General features: G+C 33.1%; 20 protein-coding genes and 1 pseudogene. 20 read left to right on the top strand and 1 reads right to left on the bottom strand.

Annotated elements, in window-relative coordinates; genetic code table 11:
- From ACFWM3_RS17330 to ACFWM3_RS17270, 13 genes and pseudogenes are all read left to right on the top strand, one after another.
- Positions 1-243 (top strand): annotated as a pseudogene (locus ACFWM3_RS17330) (bifunctional 3-deoxy-7-phosphoheptulonate synthase/chorismate mutase); the annotation flags it as partial.
- A 395-nt stretch (positions 244-638) separates the two neighbouring features.
- The gene (aroC, locus tag ACFWM3_RS17325) at positions 639-1,808 is read left to right on the top strand and encodes a chorismate synthase (protein ID WP_390312231.1); all 1,170 of its coding nucleotides are present in this window, start codon (positions 639-641) and stop codon (positions 1,806-1,808) included.
- Entirely contained in the window at positions 1,808-2,893 is a 1,086-nt protein-coding gene (gene aroB / locus ACFWM3_RS17320; RefSeq protein WP_056466675.1) for a 3-dehydroquinate synthase, read from the top strand. The genes aroC and aroB overlap by 1 nt, the downstream gene beginning before the upstream one ends.
- A gap of 195 nt (positions 2,894-3,088) precedes the next feature.
- A complete protein-coding gene (gene aroA / locus ACFWM3_RS17315) occupies positions 3,089-4,372 on the top strand; it encodes a 3-phosphoshikimate 1-carboxyvinyltransferase (protein WP_390312230.1) in 1,284 nt (427 codons plus the stop codon).
- A 17-nt stretch (positions 4,373-4,389) separates the two neighbouring features.
- A complete protein-coding gene (locus ACFWM3_RS17310) occupies positions 4,390-5,649 on the top strand; it encodes a tetratricopeptide repeat protein (protein WP_390312229.1) in 1,260 nt (419 codons plus the stop codon).
- Between the two features lie 53 nt (positions 5,650-5,702).
- The gene (locus ACFWM3_RS17305) at positions 5,703-6,242 is read left to right on the top strand and encodes a ReoY family proteolytic degradation factor (RefSeq protein WP_056466666.1); all 540 of its coding nucleotides are present in this window, start codon (positions 5,703-5,705) and stop codon (positions 6,240-6,242) included.
- A 593-nt stretch (positions 6,243-6,835) separates the two neighbouring features.
- Entirely contained in the window at positions 6,836-7,285 is a 450-nt protein-coding gene (locus tag ACFWM3_RS17300) for a DUF2487 family protein (RefSeq protein WP_335412561.1), read from the top strand.
- 143 nt (positions 7,286-7,428) lie between these two features.
- Positions 7,429-7,932, top strand: coding sequence for a QcrA and Rieske domain-containing protein (locus ACFWM3_RS17295; RefSeq protein ID WP_056466656.1), 504 nt, complete (start codon positions 7,429-7,431; stop codon positions 7,930-7,932).
- Between the two features lie 2 nt (positions 7,933-7,934).
- Positions 7,935-8,609, top strand: coding sequence for a menaquinol-cytochrome c reductase cytochrome b subunit (qcrB, locus tag ACFWM3_RS17290; protein ID WP_056466653.1), 675 nt, complete (start codon positions 7,935-7,937; stop codon positions 8,607-8,609).
- A gap of 63 nt (positions 8,610-8,672) precedes the next feature.
- On the top strand, positions 8,673-9,449 hold the full coding sequence (locus ACFWM3_RS17285; protein WP_056466650.1) for a menaquinol-cytochrome c reductase cytochrome b/c subunit: 777 nt from the start codon (positions 8,673-8,675) through the stop codon (positions 9,447-9,449).
- Between the two features lie 151 nt (positions 9,450-9,600).
- A complete protein-coding gene (locus tag ACFWM3_RS17280) occupies positions 9,601-10,185 on the top strand; it encodes a DUF1405 domain-containing protein (RefSeq protein ID WP_390312228.1) in 585 nt (194 codons plus the stop codon).
- 59 nt (positions 10,186-10,244) lie between these two features.
- Positions 10,245-11,027, top strand: a complete 783-nt coding sequence (locus ACFWM3_RS17275) for a sporulation protein YpjB (protein ID WP_390312227.1) — start codon at positions 10,245-10,247, stop codon at positions 11,025-11,027.
- Positions 11,028-11,085: 58 nt separating this feature from the next.
- Positions 11,086-11,766, top strand: coding sequence for a zinc metallopeptidase (locus ACFWM3_RS17270; protein WP_056466641.1), 681 nt, complete (start codon positions 11,086-11,088; stop codon positions 11,764-11,766).
- 68 nt (positions 11,767-11,834) lie between these two features.
- On the opposite strand, the gene ACFWM3_RS17265 is transcribed toward ACFWM3_RS17270, so the two are convergent.
- Complete coding sequence (locus ACFWM3_RS17265) at positions 11,835-12,707, bottom strand: YitT family protein (RefSeq protein WP_056466638.1); 873 nt, start codon at positions 12,705-12,707, stop codon at positions 11,835-11,837.
- Between the two features lie 136 nt (positions 12,708-12,843).
- On the opposite strand from ACFWM3_RS17265, the gene ACFWM3_RS17260 reads away from it, so the two are divergent.
- From ACFWM3_RS17260 to ACFWM3_RS17230, 7 genes are read left to right on the top strand one after another with little or no spacing between them, the layout of a single operon-like run.
- The gene (locus ACFWM3_RS17260) at positions 12,844-13,173 is read left to right on the top strand and encodes a nucleotide pyrophosphohydrolase (protein WP_390312226.1); all 330 of its coding nucleotides are present in this window, start codon (positions 12,844-12,846) and stop codon (positions 13,171-13,173) included.
- A gap of 1 nt (position 13,174) precedes the next feature.
- Complete coding sequence (gene dapB / locus ACFWM3_RS17255) at positions 13,175-13,978, top strand: 4-hydroxy-tetrahydrodipicolinate reductase (RefSeq protein WP_056466632.1); 804 nt, start codon at positions 13,175-13,177, stop codon at positions 13,976-13,978.
- Positions 13,979-13,993: 15 nt separating this feature from the next.
- Complete coding sequence (gene mgsA, locus ACFWM3_RS17250) at positions 13,994-14,356, top strand: methylglyoxal synthase (protein ID WP_390312225.1); 363 nt, start codon at positions 13,994-13,996, stop codon at positions 14,354-14,356.
- Between the two features lie 20 nt (positions 14,357-14,376).
- Positions 14,377-15,078, top strand: coding sequence for a bacillithiol biosynthesis deacetylase BshB1 (bshB1, locus tag ACFWM3_RS17245; protein ID WP_156339599.1), 702 nt, complete (start codon positions 14,377-14,379; stop codon positions 15,076-15,078).
- A 30-nt stretch (positions 15,079-15,108) separates the two neighbouring features.
- Positions 15,109-16,239, top strand: coding sequence for an N-acetyl-alpha-D-glucosaminyl L-malate synthase BshA (gene bshA / locus ACFWM3_RS17240; protein WP_056466626.1), 1,131 nt, complete (start codon positions 15,109-15,111; stop codon positions 16,237-16,239).
- 1 nt (position 16,240) lies between these two features.
- Entirely contained in the window at positions 16,241-17,434 is a 1,194-nt protein-coding gene (locus tag ACFWM3_RS17235; RefSeq protein WP_056466623.1) for a CCA tRNA nucleotidyltransferase, read from the top strand.
- The gene (locus tag ACFWM3_RS17230) at positions 17,419-18,402 is read left to right on the top strand and encodes a biotin--[acetyl-CoA-carboxylase] ligase (RefSeq protein ID WP_390312224.1); all 984 of its coding nucleotides are present in this window, start codon (positions 17,419-17,421) and stop codon (positions 18,400-18,402) included. Before ACFWM3_RS17235 ends, ACFWM3_RS17230 begins: the two co-directional genes overlap by 16 nt.
- The last annotated feature ends 309 nt before the right edge of the window (positions 18,403-18,711 follow it).

The following is an 18,711-nucleotide window of genomic DNA, read 5'->3' as shown; positions in this document are numbered from 1 at the left end:
CCGATTCTGAAGAAAGAAACACATTTACCAGTAGTAGTAGATGTTACGCATTCTACTGGTCGTAAGGATTTGCTATTACCAACAGCAAAAGCAGCCCTAGCAATTGGAGCAGATGCAGTAATGGCAGAAGTACACCCTGATCCAGCAGTTGCTTTATCAGATTCGGCTCAACAAATGAATATTCCACAATTTGAAGAATTTATGTTTGAGTTAAAAGACTTCCGTGCAAAGCTTCAATCATAAGTAAAATTATCTAAAAAAGATGACGGTGAATGCTTTGAAAAAACGACCTTATAAATGGTACAGGAATAATCAGAGACTCAAATACTTTAGCAATGAGAATGACGAAAAATAATTGAATATGATAAAAACTAATTACAACATTAGATGAGCTTTCTCGGTACAGTCTTTAAGCTGTAAAGAGATTTCATCCGATTTTTTCTTGATTTAAAATATTAATAAAAAAGATTGCACAATCAAATGCTGAGCATTAGGTTTTTCTACTGAATAATTCATTTTTTTGTTAAAAAATCAAAAAAGTGCCGGAATATGGCTCTCTTTTTATATTAAATTCAGAATAGGTTGTGCTATAGTAGTAACTAATTAATTTTAAACTTACATAAAGAGAAGGTGTTGAAATGCGTTATTTAACAGCAGGTGAATCACATGGTCCACAATTAACTACAATTATTGAAGGCGTTCCAGCAGGCTTACCAATTTTAGCAGAAGAAATAAATGTTGAACTTCGTAGACGTCAAGGTGGATATGGAAGAGGGAGAAGAATGCAGATAGAAAAGGACACTGCTCAAATTACTAGCGGTGTTCGACATGGTTATACTTTAGGCTCTCCAATCGCACTGGTTGTTGAAAATAACGACTTTAAACATTGGACTAATATTATGGGTGCTGAACCTTTAGAAGATTTAGAATACGAAGGAAAAAGAAGCATTACAAAACCAAGACCAGGGCATGCCGATTTAAATGGAGCTATAAAATATGGTTTTAGAGATGTACGAAATGTTTTAGAGCGATCTTCTGCTCGTGAAACAACTGTACGTGTAGCAGCTGGTGCGGTGGCAAAAAAATTGTTGAGTGAGCTAGGTATCACAATTGCAAGCCATGTAATTGAAATTGGTGGAGTTAAAGCGAAGAATTTAGACTATAAAAATGTAGAAGACTTACATAATAGAGCTGAAAACTCAGAAGTAAGATGTATAGACGCAGAAGCTACAGAAAATATGAAAACATTAATTGATGATGCAAAGCAAAATGGCGATTCAGTTGGTGGGATTGTAGAAGTTGTTGTTGAAGGTATGCCAGCTGGTGTTGGTAGCTACGTTCATTATGACAGAAAACTTGATTCAAAAATTGCAGGTGCAATTGTAAGCATTAATGCCTTTAAAGGTGTTGAATTCGGAATCGGGTTTCAAGCTGGATCCTTACCTGGTAGTGAAGTTCATGATGAGATTGCATATTCAGAAGAACAAGGCTACTACCGATTAACGAACCGTGCAGGCGGTTTTGAGGGCGGTATGACAACAGGTATGCCTATTGTCGTTCGAGCAGTAATGAAGCCAATCCCGACGCTATACAAGCCGTTACAAAGCGTTGATATTGAAACAAAGGAAGTTTATGAAGCAAGTATCGAACGTTCAGATAGCTGTGCTGTTCCAGCAGCAAGTGTAGTAGCAGAGCATATTGTTGCTTGGGAAGTTGCAAAAGCAGTTATTGAACAATTTGAATCAGATCAACTTGAGCGTTTAAAGCGTAATATTGAAGATTTCCGTGAGTATGCGAGGAGGTTTTAATGAATGCGATAACTGTCAAAACAAGCTCTAAACAATATGATGTTTGTATAGGGTTTGGAGTATTGAGTCAACTACAATCAAAGTTGGATAGCTTAGTACCTAAAGTTTCAAAGATATTAATCATTACAGATGATCAAGTTGCTCCACTTTATCTAGAGCAAGTATTACTAAATTGTAGTAAAGCAAATAAAGTTGAACACTTTATCATTCCACATGGTGAAAAAAGTAAGAGTTTTGCTATGTACGAAAATTGTTTAACCTATTGTTTTGATGTCCAATTAGATCGTAATAGTTTAATAATTGCTTTAGGTGGAGGAGTAGTTGGTGATTTAGCAGGATTTGTTGCAGCTTCTTATATGCGTGGTATTCGTTTTATCCAATTACCGACTACTTTACTAGCCCACGATAGTGCTATAGGTGGTAAAGTCGCTATAAATCTTCCAAAAGCTAAGAATATAGTTGGCGCATTTTATCAGCCGGAACTAGTTTTGTATGAATTAAACTTTTTATCTTCTTTGCCAATTGAGGAATGGAGATCAGGTTTTGCTGAAATTAGTAAGGAAGCTATGATTTCTTCTACCGACAATTTGAATTGGTTAATGGATAATATTCTTTCACTTGAAAATTTAGATGATGCGTTAATTGAAAAATGTGTGACAATGGGGATAAGTGTAAAAAATGAAATTGTCTCCAAGGACGAAAGAGAAACTGGTGAAAGAGCATTTTTAAACTTAGGCCATACTCTTGGGCATGCGATTGAAGCTTATTTAGGTTATGCGAAAACAACTCATGGTGAGGCTATTGCATTTGGAACCTTATTTTCAATCTATTTGAGTGAACAGTTCTTTGAGGTTGACTTAAAGTTTAAAGAAATTGTAAATTGGTATAATCGATTGAATTATCCTGTTTATTCAAAATTAGAATTAGAACCTATTGTAAATCTAATGAAACAAGATAAGAAAAATATAGATTTGAAAATAAAATATATATTATTAAAAAGTTTTGGGAATCCAGTGATTTGTGAATTAGACGAAAACTTTATAAAAGAAAGTTTAGATAGTTTTTTTAAACAAATAATTTCATAATACTTATCTGAAAATGGTGTTTTGATCAAATGTTAAATCAAAATATCATTTTCTTTTTCTAAATTAGACTAATTGAACATTGAAAATGAAAAACATAGGACAATTCGTCGAATAGAATTTCAGAGAAAAAAAAGGTTTGATTTAATAAAAAATGGAATGTAAATACATATAGAAAGGTTAGACAAGGTGACTATGATGAGAAATACCCAGTTAGAAAAAATCCGTTTAGTTGGTGATGTGACAATTCCAGGAGATAAATCAATATCTCATAGAGCAATTATGTTTGGATCACTAGCGAAAGGGACTACAAAAATTACTAACTTTCTATTAGGTGAAGATTGTTTAAGTACGATTGCGTGTTTTAGAAAATTAGGTGTACAAATCGAAGTATCAGAAGATGAAGTAGTCGTTTATGGTAAAGGAATTGAAGAACTCAAAGAGGCACACGAAGTACTTGATGTAGGAAATTCAGGAACAACAGCAAGATTAATGATGGGAATATTAAGTGGTTTACCATTCCATTCAGTTATTATTGGTGATGAATCAATTGGTAAAAGACCAATGAAACGTGTTACAAAACCTTTAAAAATGATGGGAACTTCTATAGATGGACGTGAAGACGCTACATATACACCTATTTCTATTAGAGGAGGTTCACTGAATAGTATTTCTTATGCTTCTCCTGTTTCAAGTGCACAAGTTAAATCTTCAATTTTATTAGCTGGTTTATTTGCAAAAGGTACAACGACTGTGACTGAACCGGAAAAGTCTCGTGACCATACTGAAAGAATGCTAAAGGCATTTGGTTGTGAGTTAGAAGTTGATGGGAACAAAGTCTCAATTAATGGAAACCAAGAATTAACTGCAACAGATGTTATTGTTCCTGGGGATATTTCATCAGCAGCATTTTTCTTAGTAGCAGGGTCGATTGTTCCAAATAGCGAAATCTTGTTAAAAAATGTAGGGGTGAACCCTACTAGAAAAGGGATATTAACTGTTTTAGAAAGAATGGGCGCTAATATAACATTAGAGGATGAAAATGTTGTAAACGGAGAACCAATTGCGAATATTCGAGTGAAATCATCGAATTTAAAATCAACTGTAATCGGTGGGGCTGAAATTCCTACTTGTATCGATGAGTTACCGATCTTAGCCTTAGCAGCAGCTTTAGCAGATGGAGAGACCATTATTAAAGATGCTGAAGAGTTAAGAGTAAAGGAAACGGATCGTATCCAGACTGTTGTAACAGAACTTACAAATCTTGGTGTAAGCATTGAAGCAACAAAAGATGGTATGATTATACAAGGAAATAGTTCTTTAATAGGTGCGAATGTAAATTCACATGGTGATCATCGAATGGGAATGATGCTTTCAATTGCTGCATTACTTGCTAAAGGTGATACAATTATTGAAAATACGGAATGCATAGCTGTATCTTTTCCGAACTTTAAAGAGCAATTAAATGAATTAATTAAGTAGTCATATGAGGTGTAAGAATGAGTTTATACGAAGCTGTTCAGTTAATAGAGAACGGTCATACCGAAAAGGGATTGGATTTATTAAGAAAGAATTTAAAAACTGCAAACGATGAAGAAAAATACGAAGCAGCACTTCTTTTTCAATCATTAGGATTTGTAGAAGATGCGAAAAATCTCATTGAAGATTTAGTTTACTTATACGATGACGACGATGATCTTAAAATAATGTATGCAGAAATATTGTTGGATCTAGATTTAGAAGACGAAGCTTTAGAAATTTTACTTGCAATAAAAGAAGATAGTGAGAGTCGAGTTCAAGCACTATTATTAATGGCTGATTTATATCAAGTTCAGGGTCTTGATGAAGTAGCTGAACAAAAATTATTTGAAGCCAAAAGAATTTTACCTAATGAACCTGTAGTAGATTTTGCATTAGGGGAGTATTATTTTAGTAAATATGATTATAAAAAAGCAATACCATTTTACGAAAAACTCAACTATCAAGAAATTGAAGTAAGTGGAGTAAATAAAGATTTAAGACTTGCTGAATGTTTAAGTGCTGAAGGTGAATGGGAAGATGCAATTTCCTATTATGAAAAAGGAATTCAGAAATCAAAAGACTTCCATACGCTATTAGGATATGGCATAACGCTATTTCAAGCTGAACGCTATGCAGCCTCTATTCCAGTATTCGAAGAAGCAATCTTCTTTGATCCTGAATATTTGGTAGCACATTTATGGTTAAGTAAGGCGCATGACCTTGAAGGTCAATTTCAAGAAGGATATGATATATTACAAAAAGCTTTACTAGTTGATGAAACGAATGTAGAATGCCTTTTATCAGCAGCTAAATTAGCTCGTAAAATGAAAAATTTAGAAGCAAGTAAGAAACATTTACAGGAAGCATTAATTTATGATCCTTCGCTAATTGAGGCAGTTCAGTTATTAGTCGGAATTCTTTTCGAAGAAGAAGATTTCGATGATATTATTAGTATAATTGAACTAGCAATCGAGCATGGGGCTTCAGATCCTCATTTTAATTGGGACTTAGGCAAAGCATATTATGGAAATGAAAATTATGAATTGGCATTAAAACAATATCGTCTAGCATATAATGACTTTAACCAGGAAATTTCCTTCTTAAAGGAATACGGAGACCTATTGTTTGAAGAAGGCTTAGTACAAGAAGCAAAAGAGGTTTACAGTAAACTTGTAGACGATGAGTATCTACAGGAAGAAGTAAGAGAGCGTCTTGAAAGAATAAATGAAATTCTCTAGTTTTCTTTATTCAGAAAAGGGGACAAATTTTATGGACAGAGGAGGGATTTAAAATGGCAACCCCTGTATCTGTGAATGAGAAGAAAGATTTTGTTAAATGGTTTCTAAGTAATTTTCAGTTAAAGCAAAGAGAATGTGTTTGGATTTTAAATTACCTAATGAGCCATGATTATTTAATGAAAAAGGTTCATTTTGTAGAACAGTCTAAATATTGTCCACGTGGATTAGTGATGTCGACCAACTGTGTTAAAGAAGTCCCATTTCATTTTTATAAACAAAATGTTATGACGACGGATGCAGAGAAATCATTTCACGATATTCGACTAAATAGGGATGAGGATATTTATATCCAGCTCAACTTTAAATCTTCTTTTCAATATCCGATGTTTGTTTCAGTTTTAGAAGAGAACCCACATCTACCAAAAAACTTAAATAGTAACGAAAAAGACCGCGTAATTGCTGAAAAGCTATTGTCAGATTCAATTATGAATTTCCAAAAAGACAGATTGATGAAAATGATTGATGAAGCTTTAGATAATCAAGACAAAAAGCTTTTCCAAGAATTAACTAAGCAACTCAATTCATTAACTTAATGAAAACCTGAAAAAAGTCCTCATTTATGGGGGCTTTTTTACTGTTGAAAAGTTATTTGCTAATTGAATAGAGTTAATTTTTATTGTTAAATAAGATATGTGGGGTTAATTTCCATTTTTAGGGCCTTAGCTTTTAATTGTGGCAAGATTCATGGTCCTAATCGTAGTATACGTTTCCTTTTTGGTCCAAAGCTTTCTGGTAAATCTCATTGAGGTCGAACGATTTATCAACTTATATAAGTTAAAAAAAAAACAGTATGTAAGATTAAGATTAGCTAATTACTCATAAAAAAATACACTTATAAAAAATAATATTAGTAAAAAAGTCACTTTATTGATCTCATAGAAATATTTGACTCGAAACGGATAGTAGTTCAACTAAATTTACAGTTTTTTAAAATATATCAGTGAACTGTTAATGGAGGTTCTGAATTAACTACAAAGATGCCATTCACCTCTACTGTAAAATCCTTTATTAGTGGACTTTTTTTCTTTCTTAAAATAGTAATGTATGGTTAAATGGAAAATAGAAATTTGTTCACAAAAATTTCACAATTATAAATAAATTATTTTAATAGAAAGAGGTAATTTTGATGAAATGGACAACAAATGAATTAAATCAAGTTATTGAGAATCTGGAGTACATCGATACGATCATTATTCCGCTTTGTCCTGTTTCTTTGAAGAAAGAAAATATTGGTCTTGCCGAGCAAAGAGAGGACTTAATAATACTTACTTCGGAACTTGAACGTACATATAAAGGCAGAGTTGTAATTGCTCCTGAATTTACTTATTTACCTGAAGAATCTGATAAAATAAACCGATTAAAGGCTTGGTATGAAGAGTTTAAAACTAGTGGGATTAAGCATGTGTTTTATTTAACATGTGATTTTGATTGGAGACAGTCAGAATCTGAAATGGATGAATCATTAATTTGGTTACCTAATTTAAATATCAATAGCTTAGATGAATCATCACAACGAGTAATAGTTGATAAACAATTATCTCACATAAATGCATTATTTTCTAAAATATGGGGATAAAAATAAAAACAACATTATTACTATGATTATTATTAGGATATTATTGACCTTCTAAATTTGTTATTATATTATGAAAGTGTCCTAGTTTTATTATTATAGCTGTTGTCCGTACAGGAGTACTTGTGATAGAGGGGGGAATTTTCATGAGTGAAAAGGTTTCAAGACGCCAGTTTTTAAACTACACTTTAACAGGTGTAGGCGGCTTTATGGCGGCAGGAATGCTAATGCCATTGGCTCGTTTTGCCATTGACCCAGTTTTACAAAAAGAAGAAGCTGGAGCAATGGTGCAAGTTGGACTAATCAAAGATTTAACGACTGATCCAAAACGCTTTGACTTTAAAGTTAAGCAGGTTGATGGTTGGGTTAAATCTGATGCGTCACACATTGCATGGGTGTACAAGAATTCAAATGGAGACATCGTTGCGTTATCACCTACTTGTAAGCATTTAGGCTGTACAGTTGGTTGGAACGACAATAAAGATTTTCCAAATCAATTCTTCTGTCCATGTCATGGCGGTCGTTACCATAAGGATGGTAAAAACATTAAAGGTACACCACCGCTTGGTCCACTAGACAACTATGCGGTAAAAGTGAAAGGTGATTCTTTCTATCTTGGTAAACTAGAACCAAATACAGGAGGTAAATAATCGTGCTTAACAAAATTTACGACTGGGTAGATGAGCGATTAGAAATTACGCCTCTTTGGAGAGATATCGCTGATCATGAAGTACCAGAACACGTTAATCCAGCACACCATTTTTCAGCATTCGTATATTGCTTCGGTGGATTAACATTTTTCGTTACAGTAATTCAAATTTTATCTGGAATGTTCTTAACAATGTACTATGTTCCAGATATCAAAAATGCATGGGAATCAGTTTATTACTTACAAAACAACGTTGCATACGGACAAATCGTTCGTGGTATGCATCACTGGGGTGCAAGTTTAGTAATTGTTATGATGTTTTTACATACTTTACGTGTATTCTTCCAAGGCGCATATAAAAAGCCTCGTGAGCTTAACTGGGTTGTAGGGGTTTTAATCTTCTTCGTAATGCTTGGATTAGGCTTTACAGGATATTTATTACCTTGGGATATGAAAGCGTTATTTGCGACTAAAGTAGGTCTGCAAATTGCTGAACAAACACCATTTATTGGTAAGCAAGTGAAAACGTTAATTGCAGGTAATCCGGAAATCATCGGTGCACAAACATTAACTCGTTTCTTCGCAATCCATGTATTCTTCTTACCTGGTGCTTTACTTGCTCTTATGGGTGCCCATTTCTTAATTATTCGTAAGCAAGGTATTTCAGGTCCACTATAAGATTTAGTGCATGGGGCTTTAGTAAAAATTGACTAAAGTGTGTCGGAATAAAGGAGGGAGAACATGCATCGCGGTAAAGGAATGAAATTTGTAGGTGACTCACGTGTACCAGCAATGGCAGGACGTAAACCTAATGTACCAAAGGATTATTCAGAATATCCTGGTAAAACTGAAGCATTCTGGCCAAACTTCTTATTAAAAGAATGGATGGTAGGAGCAGTTTTCTTAATTGGATACTTAACATTAACAATTGCACATCCATCTCCACTTGAGAGGGTTGCAGACCCAACTGATACTGGCTATACGCCATTACCGGACTGGTATTTCTTATTCTTATATCAATTCTTAAAATATAGCTATGCTTCTGGTGACTATAACGTAATTGGTGCTTTCGTAATTCCTGGATTAGCTTTTGGTGGCTTATTATTAGCGCCATTCTTAGATCGTAGTCCACATAGAAAACCAATTAAACGTCCATTAGCTACAGGATTTATGTTATTAGCTTTATCTGGTGTAATTTATTTAACATGGGAAGCTGCGGCTCACCATGACTGGAAAAAACAAAAAGAACAAGGTAAAATCCGTACTTTTGTTGAATTAAATAAAGAAGATCCAGCATATAAACTATTGCAAAAAAATACTTGTGTATCTTGCCATGGCGATAATCTTGAAGGTGGCGCAGCAGCTCCAAGTCTTCAAAATAATGGTTTAAAACCTGAAGAAATCGCTCATATCGCAAGAAACGGTCGTAAAGCGATGCCATCTGGTGTATTTAAAGGTACTGACGCAGAACTTAAAGTTCTAGCTGAGTTCGTTTCAAAAGCAGGTAAAACAGAGTAATTAAAAGAGAGTCGAATTTTCGACTCTTTTTTTATGTTTTATTGTATACTGAAATAATAACATGTAAAAAATGTGATGATACATATAAATTGTGAACTTTGTGTTATAAATTTATTAAATCTCCTAAGTGAAAGTGGGATGAAGTGAAATAGTGAACATACTCTACAGTATGCTACGGCTTAAACCTAATTTAATTGCTTTATTTATAATAAATCTACTAGGAACAATCTATGGATACTATTGGTATAAATCTCAACTTGATTTTACTCCTGGTTGGTTAAAAATATTTGTACCTGATAGTCCTACTGCATCCTTATTTTTCTGTATTGTATTGCTACTTTTCATTTTAAATAAACGGAATGGATTAATAGAAGCACTAGCATATGTAAGCTTGTTGAAATATGGAATATGGGCAGTTTTAATGAATGGAATGGTTCTTTATTTAGCAGGTGGACTTGATAAAATTGCATACTTATTAATTTTTTCGCATGGAGCTATGGCAATCCAGGCTGTTTTGTATGCACCGTCATTTAAGGTTAAAAAATGGCATTTGACTGTTGCAAGTATTTGGATCTTACAAGATCTTATTTTAGACTATGTTTTTGGAACAATGCCAGAATACTATATGCTCTCTGATTATCGAATTTGGATAGCTTTAATTACGTTTTGGTTAACTATATTTGTTATTTTAATTGCTTATTATCAGTTAATTTTTAAAAATAGAGCTCGTGATTGAACAAGTTCTAATCTTGTCCTTTCTCTCATAATTATTAGTAGTTATGAGGGAGGGGTTTGATGAAAAAATTAATTGCGGGGATAAGCGTTTTTTTTATTTTCTTTTCATTTAATACCGTAAAAGGGTACGCTAAAATAGATCAAGATACTTCACTAATCGAACAATCACTCTCTTTAGTACAAGATGGTGATTATGTACATGGTGCTAATTTGATTGAACAGTTTGAGTCAAAGTATATGGCGTCTGTGAAAAAGAATAAAAATTTGACACCTAAAGATCTAGAAACGATTTCCGTTACTTTTCAAAATGCGCTCGTATCTTTAAAGAATGATGCAATAGATCCACAAGAAAAAGTTGCTGATGTTCTTGGTTTAAGATTATTGATTGATGCTGGAGAAACGACAATGCAGCCGATGTGGAAGGAAATGAAAAAGTCGGTTATGACTCCACTACAGAATATGGATTCAGCATATAAACGTGGTAATTCTGAAGCATATGAAACGCAATTAAATCAATTCTTACATCAATTTGAAATTATTTATCCAAGTCTTATCATGGATCTTCCCTATGATGAAGTAAAAAAAATAAATTCACTTGTTTCGTTTTTAGATGATTATCGAATTAACCAAGAATCAATTCCAGCTTTTCAACAAAAGTTGGATGAGACAAAAAGTGAATTATTATTCATTTTTGATCAAGGAAACTCAATTATTCCACCTGTTTCCATTTGGACAATTTTTACAACAGGGATCATTATTATCGGTACATTAAGTTATGTCGGTTGGAGAAAATATATAGGTGATCGAAATAAGAATAAAAAAAGAAGAGAACATAATGATTGACAAATTTCTCTAAAAGTTATTACAATATCGTAAAATCACACTCCTTGGAGGAATTACAATGAGTTATTTAATTTACTTTTTAATTTTGTTGATTGTACCTTTATATGCACAAATGAGGGTTAAATCAACTTTTAGAAAGTATTCTCAAGTTGGTTCTACATCAAATTTAACGGGTGCAGAAGTAGCGAGAAAAATTTTAAATGAAAATGGATTATTCAATGTGGCAGTAGAGGAAACTCGAGGATATTTATCTGACCATTATGATCCACGTGCAAAAGTTGTAAGATTATCAACTGAAAATTATCATGGATATTCAGTCGCGGGTACTGCAGTTGCTGCTCATGAAGTAGGACATGCAATTCAAGATGCAAATGACTATAGCTTTTTAAGATTCCGTCATTCATTAGTACCTGTTGCAAATTTCAGTTCCAATTTTTCTTATATATTCATAATAATTGGTATGTTATCTCGACTATCAGGTGCATTATTAATAGGAATAGTTTTATTAGCACTAGGAGTACTGTTCCAAGTTGTTACACTTCCTGTTGAATTTAATGCCTCAAGTAGAGCTTTAAAACAAATTACAACTTTGGGTATCATCAATTCGAATGAGCATGTTTATGCAAAACGTGTTTTAAATGCAGCTGCATTGACATATGTTGCTGCAGCAGCGGTAGCCGTCGCAGAATTATTAAGATTAGTTTTAATTTATACTGGTATGACACGTAGTGATGATTAATATCAATATAAAATTAAAAGAGGTTCTGGCAATCAATGCCAAGAACCTCTTTTTGTTTCTGTTAAAAATTAAGGGTGAAGAGGGACTTTATTTTCATCTAAAGTAAAGCCTTCTCCAAGTACATCATGCACTTCTGTAACGGCTACAAATGCGTGTGGATCGATATCCTGAATGATGTTTTTTAAATGAACTAATTCATTTTTTGGAACGACACAAAATAGAACGTCCTTACTTTCTCCAGTAAATGTTCCAGTTGCTTTTAAATAAGTTGCACCACGTTCCATTTCTTTCATAATTCGAGCTGCAATTAAATCATTTTTCTCAGAAATAATATTTGCTCCACGTGCAGCATATGCACCTTCTTGCATAAAATCAATTATTCTTGCTCCGACAAAAACTGCGACTAGCGTATACATTGCTTCATATGCTTTTAAATAAGTTAAAAGTGAAAGCGTAATGACAACAAAGTCAAAAATAAACATCGTTTTCCCCATATTAATACCTTTGTATTTATAGGCTAAACGGGCGATGATATCGACACCACCAGTAGTTCCACCAAATCTAAAAATAATTCCTAATCCTACACCAATAAATACACCCGCAAATAATGAAGCTAACATTAAATCGCCATGGACATCTATATTGAACGTAAATTTCTCAAATAATTTTAAGAAAAATGAGACTGCAACAGTTCCAATGATAGTATAAAGCATTGTTACTGTACCAAGTAATCTCCAGCCAATAAAAAATAACGGGACGTTTAAAACTAAGTTTGAGATCCAAACTGGAATATTTAATTCAGCTAAAAGAATTAAGTTAATTCCCGTAAAGCCACCTTCAGCTAGATTGTTTGGAATATTTATATTCATAATTCCAAAAGAAAAAATTGCAGAACCTAAAATAATAAATAAGATATTGCGTAACTTCAAATTAAAAATCATATACTTCCTCCATACTATAAAAATTACCCTAAACTCTTATTTTTATCTTATCTTGTATTTTTTTCAAGTAAAATAATATATAATTTGTCAAAAAGTAGTCAATTCGATAAGATTTAATTGAGGAGTTGATATTAGTATGCACGAAAAAACGATGAAAGAAATGCAAAAAGAAGTCGATACATATATAGGTCAATTTAAAGAAGGCTATTTTAGTCCTTTAGCTATGATGGCTAGGTTAACTGAAGAAATGGGTGAGTTAGCTAGAGAAATCAATCATACCTATGGTGAAAAGCCTAAGAAAAGCACTGAAAAAGAAAAGCTAATTGAAGAAGAACTAGGCGATGTATTATTTGTTATGATTTGTTTAGCAAATAGCCTAAATATAGACTTAGAAGAAGCACATGATATGGTGATGAACAAGTTTAATACTCGAGATAAAGATCGTTGGACAAGGAAGGAAGTTTAAAATGGAAAAAGTAATTAGAGTAGTATTAGCTGGACCAAGAGGTAAAATGGGAATTGAAGCTTTACAATTAATTGATCGAACTGAGCATTTTCAACTTGTAGCTGCAGTAGATTATAAATTAGGTGGAGAACAAATCCAAAAGGTTAACCCTGTGTTTAAAGGTGAAGCAAAAATATATGAAACATTAGAGCAATGTATCGAAAATGAAAGCTTTGATGTACTTGTTGATTTAACAACACCTGAAATTGGAAAAAAACATGCATTTTTAGCTTTAAAAAATGGTATTCGACCTGTTATTGGTACAACTGGTTTTACAAAAGAGGAGCTTGATGATTTAAAAGAGTTAGCTTCAAATAATGAGCTAGGTTGTATTATTGCGCCAAATTTTGCAATTGGTGCTATATTAATGATGAAGTTCTCTGCAATGGCAGCGAAATATTTTAAAGATATCGAAATTATTGAGCTACACCATGACCAAAAATTAGATGCGCCTTCAGGTACAGCTCTTAAAACAGTTCAAATGATTGAGGAAGTACGTGAATCAAAATTACAAGGACATCCAAATGAAGTTGAAACTGAAGCTGGTGCTAGAGGTGCCGATCTAAATGGAATGAGAGTTCATAGCGTGAGATTACCTGGTTTAGTTGCGCATCAACAAGTTTTATTCGGTGGAGATGGTCAACTATTAACAATTCGACATGATTCAATGAATCGAGCTTCTTTTATGTCTGGAGTTAAAGTAGCCGTTGAGGAAGTAATGAAACTTTCGGAGCTAGTCTACGGATTAGAAAATATAATGGACTAAAAGGTGGTGTAGGTAGTGAAAATAGCTCTAATTGCTCACGATAAGAGAAAAGACGCATTAGTAACTTTTGTTCAAGAAAATGAATCTTTTTTTCAGCAACATGAACTATTTTCAACAGGTACTACAGGACTACGTGTAATGGGAAATACAACTTTAAACGTTTATCGCTTTCAATCTGGTCCACTCGGAGGAGATCAAGAAATAGGTGCATTAGTAGCTAAAGGGAAAATGGACGCGATTTTCTTTTTTAGGGATCCTTTAACTGCTCAACCGCATGAACCAGATGTAAATGCTTTATTAAGGCTATGCGATGTTTTTAATGTCCCGGTGGCAACGAATATTCAAACCGCTAAGGCAGTAGTGAAATTTTTTAGTTAGTTTGAAAGAGAGTGAGATAAGTGGAATATTTTGATGTACTTGCATTTGGAGCGCATCCAGATGATGTTGAGATTGGTATGGCAGGCACGATTGCTAAATTTACTAAGTTAGGCTATAAGGTTGCTATTTGTGATTTAACTGAAGCGGAGCTCTCATCAAATGGGGATACTTTTATTAGAAGAAAAGAAGCTGAAGAAGCAGATAAGATTTTAGGGGTTTCAAAGCGTTTTAATTTATCATTACCAGATAGGGGGCTATACTTATCTGAGGAAGCAATTAAACAAGTAGCTGCTTTAATTCGAATGACAAAGCCTAGTATTATTTTCTCACCATATGAAGTGGATCGTCATCCTGATCATGGTAATTGTACAAAAATAGTAGAAGAAGCAGTATTTTCATCAGGGATTAGAAAATTTAATGTAAATACAAATCATGATGCCCACAAGGTTAAACATGTTTTTCAATATATGATTAATGGGTTTCATCGACCAAATTTTATTGTTGATGTTACAGAAACGATTGAAGTTAAAAGGGCAGCATTAGAAGCATATGAAAGTCAATTTACTCCGGGGCCAGATGGTGTAGTTACGCCTTTAACAAACGATTATGTAAATAGCGTAATTGCAAGAGAGAAAATTTTTGGTAAAGAAGCTGGAGTCCCTTATGGGGAAGGGTTTATGACAAAAAGGCCGCTCCTATTAAATGCAGATTGGTTAGTTTAAGAAGAAATGAAGAAGTTTAGGAGAGATAAAATGAAATTAAAAATTGGGATTACATGTTATCCTTCAGTAGGCGGTTCTGGTGTGATTGCGACTGAGCTAGGTAAGTTATTAGCAGAACTAGGACATGAAATTCATTTTATTTCATCAAGTATGCCGTTTCGTTTAAATAAAGTATATCCTAATATTTATTATCATGCAGTTGAAGTAAATCAATATTCAGTTTTCCAATACCCACCATATGATTTAGCATTGGCGAGTAAGATGGCTGAAATTGCAAACCGTGAAAAATTAGATATTTTACATGTACATTATGCGATTCCGCATGCAATATGTGCTGTTCTAGCAAAACAAATGATTCATCATGATATTAAAATTGTAACGACATTACATGGAACAGATATAACTGTTCTTGGCTATGATTCATCTTTAACAGAGTTAATTAAGTTCGGGATTGAAAAATCAGATGTTGTAACAGCGGTCTCAAATGATTTAATACGTCAAACAGAGGAATTAGTTAACCCTGATAAAGAAATACAAACTGTATATAATTTTATTGATGAAAGAGTGTATTACAAAAGAAATTGTCGGGCATTAAAAGCAGGGTACGGGATTAAAGAGCACGAAAAAGTCATTATACATATTTCTAATTTCCGTCAAGTTAAGCGAACAAAAGATGTAGTAGATGTATTTAACTTAGTAAGAAAAGAAATTCCATCCAAGCTCCTATTAGTTGGTGATGGGCCGGAAATCTCAAGTTTATGTAAATTAGTTAGAGAGCTTGGCATTGAGAATGATGTTTTATTTTTAGGAAAGCAAGAGAATGTTGAAGAGTTACTTTCAATGAGCGATATAAAATTACTTCTTTCGTCAAAAGAAAGCTTTGGTTTAGTATTACTTGAGGCGATGGCTTGTGGGGTTCCATGTATCGGTACAAGAGTTGGTGGGATTCCAGAAGTAATCGAGCATGGGGAAAACGGATATATTTGTGAACTAGGAGATATTGAACAAATCGCTTACTATACGCTTAACCTATTACAAGATGAAGAATTATATAAACGAATTTCAGGTCGAGCGATTGAAATAGTTAAAGAAAGATTTCAATCAAATAAAATCGTTTCACAATATTTATCCATTTATAATGAGTTATTAGGAATGAAATAATATGGAAATTTTTGATAAAGCAAAGCCGATTTTAGATAAATTAATAAAAAATGGTTATGAGGCCTATTTTGTCGGTGGTTGTGTTAGAGATAAATTATTAAATAGAACAATTGGCGATATTGATATTGCAACTTCAGCTTTACCTGAGGAAGTTATGTCAATATTTCCAAAAACCGTTCCTACCGGGCTACAGCATGGAACGGTTTTAGTTATACAAAATAGTGAGCCATATGAGATCACAACATTCCGAACAGAGTCAACATATCATGATTATCGTAGACCATCGGAGGTTACATTTGTAAAATCAATCGAAGAAGATTTAAAACGAAGAGATTTTACAATGAATGCCATTGCTATGACGATAGAAAATGAAATAATAGATCCCTTTAATGGTACAATTGATCTTTATGATGGGTTAATTAGATGTGTCGGTGAAGCTAAGGAAAGATTTCAAGAAGATGCTCTTAGAATGCTAAGAGGTATACGGTTTGTAAGCCAATTAGATTTTCGTTTACATGATGAAACGTTTAACGCAATTAAATCAAATAAACATTTAATTGAAAATATAGCAATTGAACGCATTTCGGTTGAAATAGAAAAAATGTTATTAGGAAATTCTCCTAAAAAAGGCATTGAACTATTAATACAAACAAATTTAGTAAATCATCTTCCAAGCTTAAAAAAATATACTAATCAGTTTAATGAACTATTAGAACTCCCTCTTCAATCATTAAAAACAATTGAAGAGATTTGGGCGCTAATTTTATATACATGTAATTTTGACAACCCAGAACAGGTTTTAAGAAATTGGAAAATGTCGAATAATCGCATGAAACAAATATTGAAGGTTTATAATTTGTTAAGTGAAACGAAAATTAAATGGAGCAATACAAAGTTATATCAAGTTGGATTACCGGATGCAATAAAATACGAGCGTTTACAATGTGTCATTGAAAAGGTCGATGCAAGTGAATTTAATGAGGATATATTAAAGGCTTTATATCATCAATTACCGATTTATTCAAAATCAGATATATGTATTACAGGTAATGATTTATTAGAATGGTCACAATTAAAAGGTGGTCCATGGTTAAAAGAAGTATTAAGTGAAATTGAGTTTCAAATAGTAGAGAACCAGCTTGAGAATAACCAACTTGCTGTTAAGGAGTGGTTTATAAATTGGCTTCAAAAGTAAAAGAAAGAATCATACAATTATTTACGGAAAATAGTAATGAATATTTATCAGGTCAATTTTTGAGTGATGAATTAGGAATTTCACGTACTGCAATTTGGAAATACATGAAAGAATTGCAAGAAGAGGGAATTGAAGTTGAAGCAGTTAGGAAGGTTGGATATAAAATAACGGGCAAATCAGATCGGTTAACTCCAACGGATATTCAACTTGGTTTAGAAACGAAAAAATTTGGAAGAAATGTCGTATACCAAGAAGAAACGAATTCAACCCAAACGATTGCGAATGAATTAGTGCTAAATGATGCACCTGAAGGTACAATCGTTTTGGCTGAGCGTCAATTATTAGGTCGAGGCAGATTACAAAGAAACTGGTTAACTTCAGATGGAAAAGCAATAGCTATGAGTGTGATCCTTAGACCAGCTATTTCACCAAGAGTAGCACCTCAACTAACATTATTAACAGCTGTAGTCATTGCTTCAGCAATCGAAAAAGTGACCGGTTTACATCCAAATATAAAGTGGCCAAATGATATTTTAATCAATAATAAAAAAGTTTGTGGAATCTTAACTGAGATGCAAGGAGATGCTGATTGCATTAAGAGTGTTGTCATAGGTATTGGACTCAATGTAAATCAAGTAGAAGAAGATTACCCATTAGAACTGTCAGATATTGCTACATCCTTACGTATTGAAAAAGGACAATCCTTTATGAGAGCCAATTTAATTCAAGCTATATTAGCTGAATTTGAAAAGTACTATGAAATATTTTTAGAAAAAGGATTTAAACCGATTAAAATTTTATGGGAAAGCTACGCAATTTCGTTAGGGAAACAAATAAAAGCCACGACTTTAACTGAAGAAATTGTCGGAAATGCCATTGGAATTACTGATGAAGGTCAATTATTAATTGAAGATCATTTAGGTAATGTTCATACAATCTATTCAGCGGATATTTCGATAAATAAGTAAAAACGAAATAAAACAACTCTCTTTTTATATTTGAAAGAGAGTTATTTTATTTACTGTATATTTGTCACGTATATTTGTAAATAATACCAAGTTTTTTCTTTACTTAATTGCTATTCTTACTATAAACTGTATTGGAAGGGTCGCGACTTTTAGCTGATGCTTCAAGGGTGGTATCTGAATAGGGTCAATCAAATTTTAGTATCCTAAGAAGAACTACACCAGGTTTTAAAAAATCAATTCTAAAAATGTGTCTGCCTTGATCCTATATGGACTGGGACAGAGGAATGAGACGGTTTACAATTTTCCTTT

The sequence above is a fragment of the Gottfriedia sp. NPDC058432 genome, assembly GCF_042721555.1.
GTDB lineage: Bacteria > Bacillota > Bacilli > Bacillales > Bacillaceae_G > Gottfriedia.
Note: the sequence above shows the minus strand (reverse complement) of the source record. Positions and strands in the feature narration are given on the sequence as shown.

Coding starts and splice junctions, on each gene's coding strand:
- ACFWM3_RS17285 (WP_056466650.1), top strand. CDS start 8,673: ATGCATCGCGGTAAAGGAATGAAATTTGTAGGTGACTCACGTGTACCA.
- ACFWM3_RS17305 (WP_056466666.1), top strand. CDS start 5,703: ATGGCAACCCCTGTATCTGTGAATGAGAAGAAAGATTTTGTTAAATGG.
- aroC (WP_390312231.1), top strand. CDS start 639: ATGCGTTATTTAACAGCAGGTGAATCACATGGTCCACAATTAACTACA.
- ACFWM3_RS17300 (WP_335412561.1), top strand. CDS start 6,836: ATGAAATGGACAACAAATGAATTAAATCAAGTTATTGAGAATCTGGAG.
- ACFWM3_RS17270 (WP_056466641.1), top strand. CDS start 11,086: ATGAGTTATTTAATTTACTTTTTAATTTTGTTGATTGTACCTTTATAT.
- ACFWM3_RS17295 (WP_056466656.1), top strand. CDS start 7,429: ATGAGTGAAAAGGTTTCAAGACGCCAGTTTTTAAACTACACTTTAACA.
- ACFWM3_RS17235 (WP_056466623.1), top strand. CDS start 16,241: ATGGAAATTTTTGATAAAGCAAAGCCGATTTTAGATAAATTAATAAAA.
- bshA (WP_056466626.1), top strand. CDS start 15,109: ATGAAATTAAAAATTGGGATTACATGTTATCCTTCAGTAGGCGGTTCT.
- ACFWM3_RS17265 (WP_056466638.1), bottom strand. CDS start 12,707: ATGATTTTTAATTTGAAGTTACGCAATATCTTATTTATTATTTTAGGT.
- dapB (WP_056466632.1), top strand. CDS start 13,175: ATGGAAAAAGTAATTAGAGTAGTATTAGCTGGACCAAGAGGTAAAATG.
- ACFWM3_RS17310 (WP_390312229.1), top strand. CDS start 4,390: ATGAGTTTATACGAAGCTGTTCAGTTAATAGAGAACGGTCATACCGAA.
- ACFWM3_RS17260 (WP_390312226.1), top strand. CDS start 12,844: ATGCACGAAAAAACGATGAAAGAAATGCAAAAAGAAGTCGATACATAT.
- ACFWM3_RS17275 (WP_390312227.1), top strand. CDS start 10,245: ATGAAAAAATTAATTGCGGGGATAAGCGTTTTTTTTATTTTCTTTTCA.
- aroA (WP_390312230.1), top strand. CDS start 3,089: ATGAGAAATACCCAGTTAGAAAAAATCCGTTTAGTTGGTGATGTGACA.
- aroB (WP_056466675.1), top strand. CDS start 1,808: ATGAATGCGATAACTGTCAAAACAAGCTCTAAACAATATGATGTTTGT.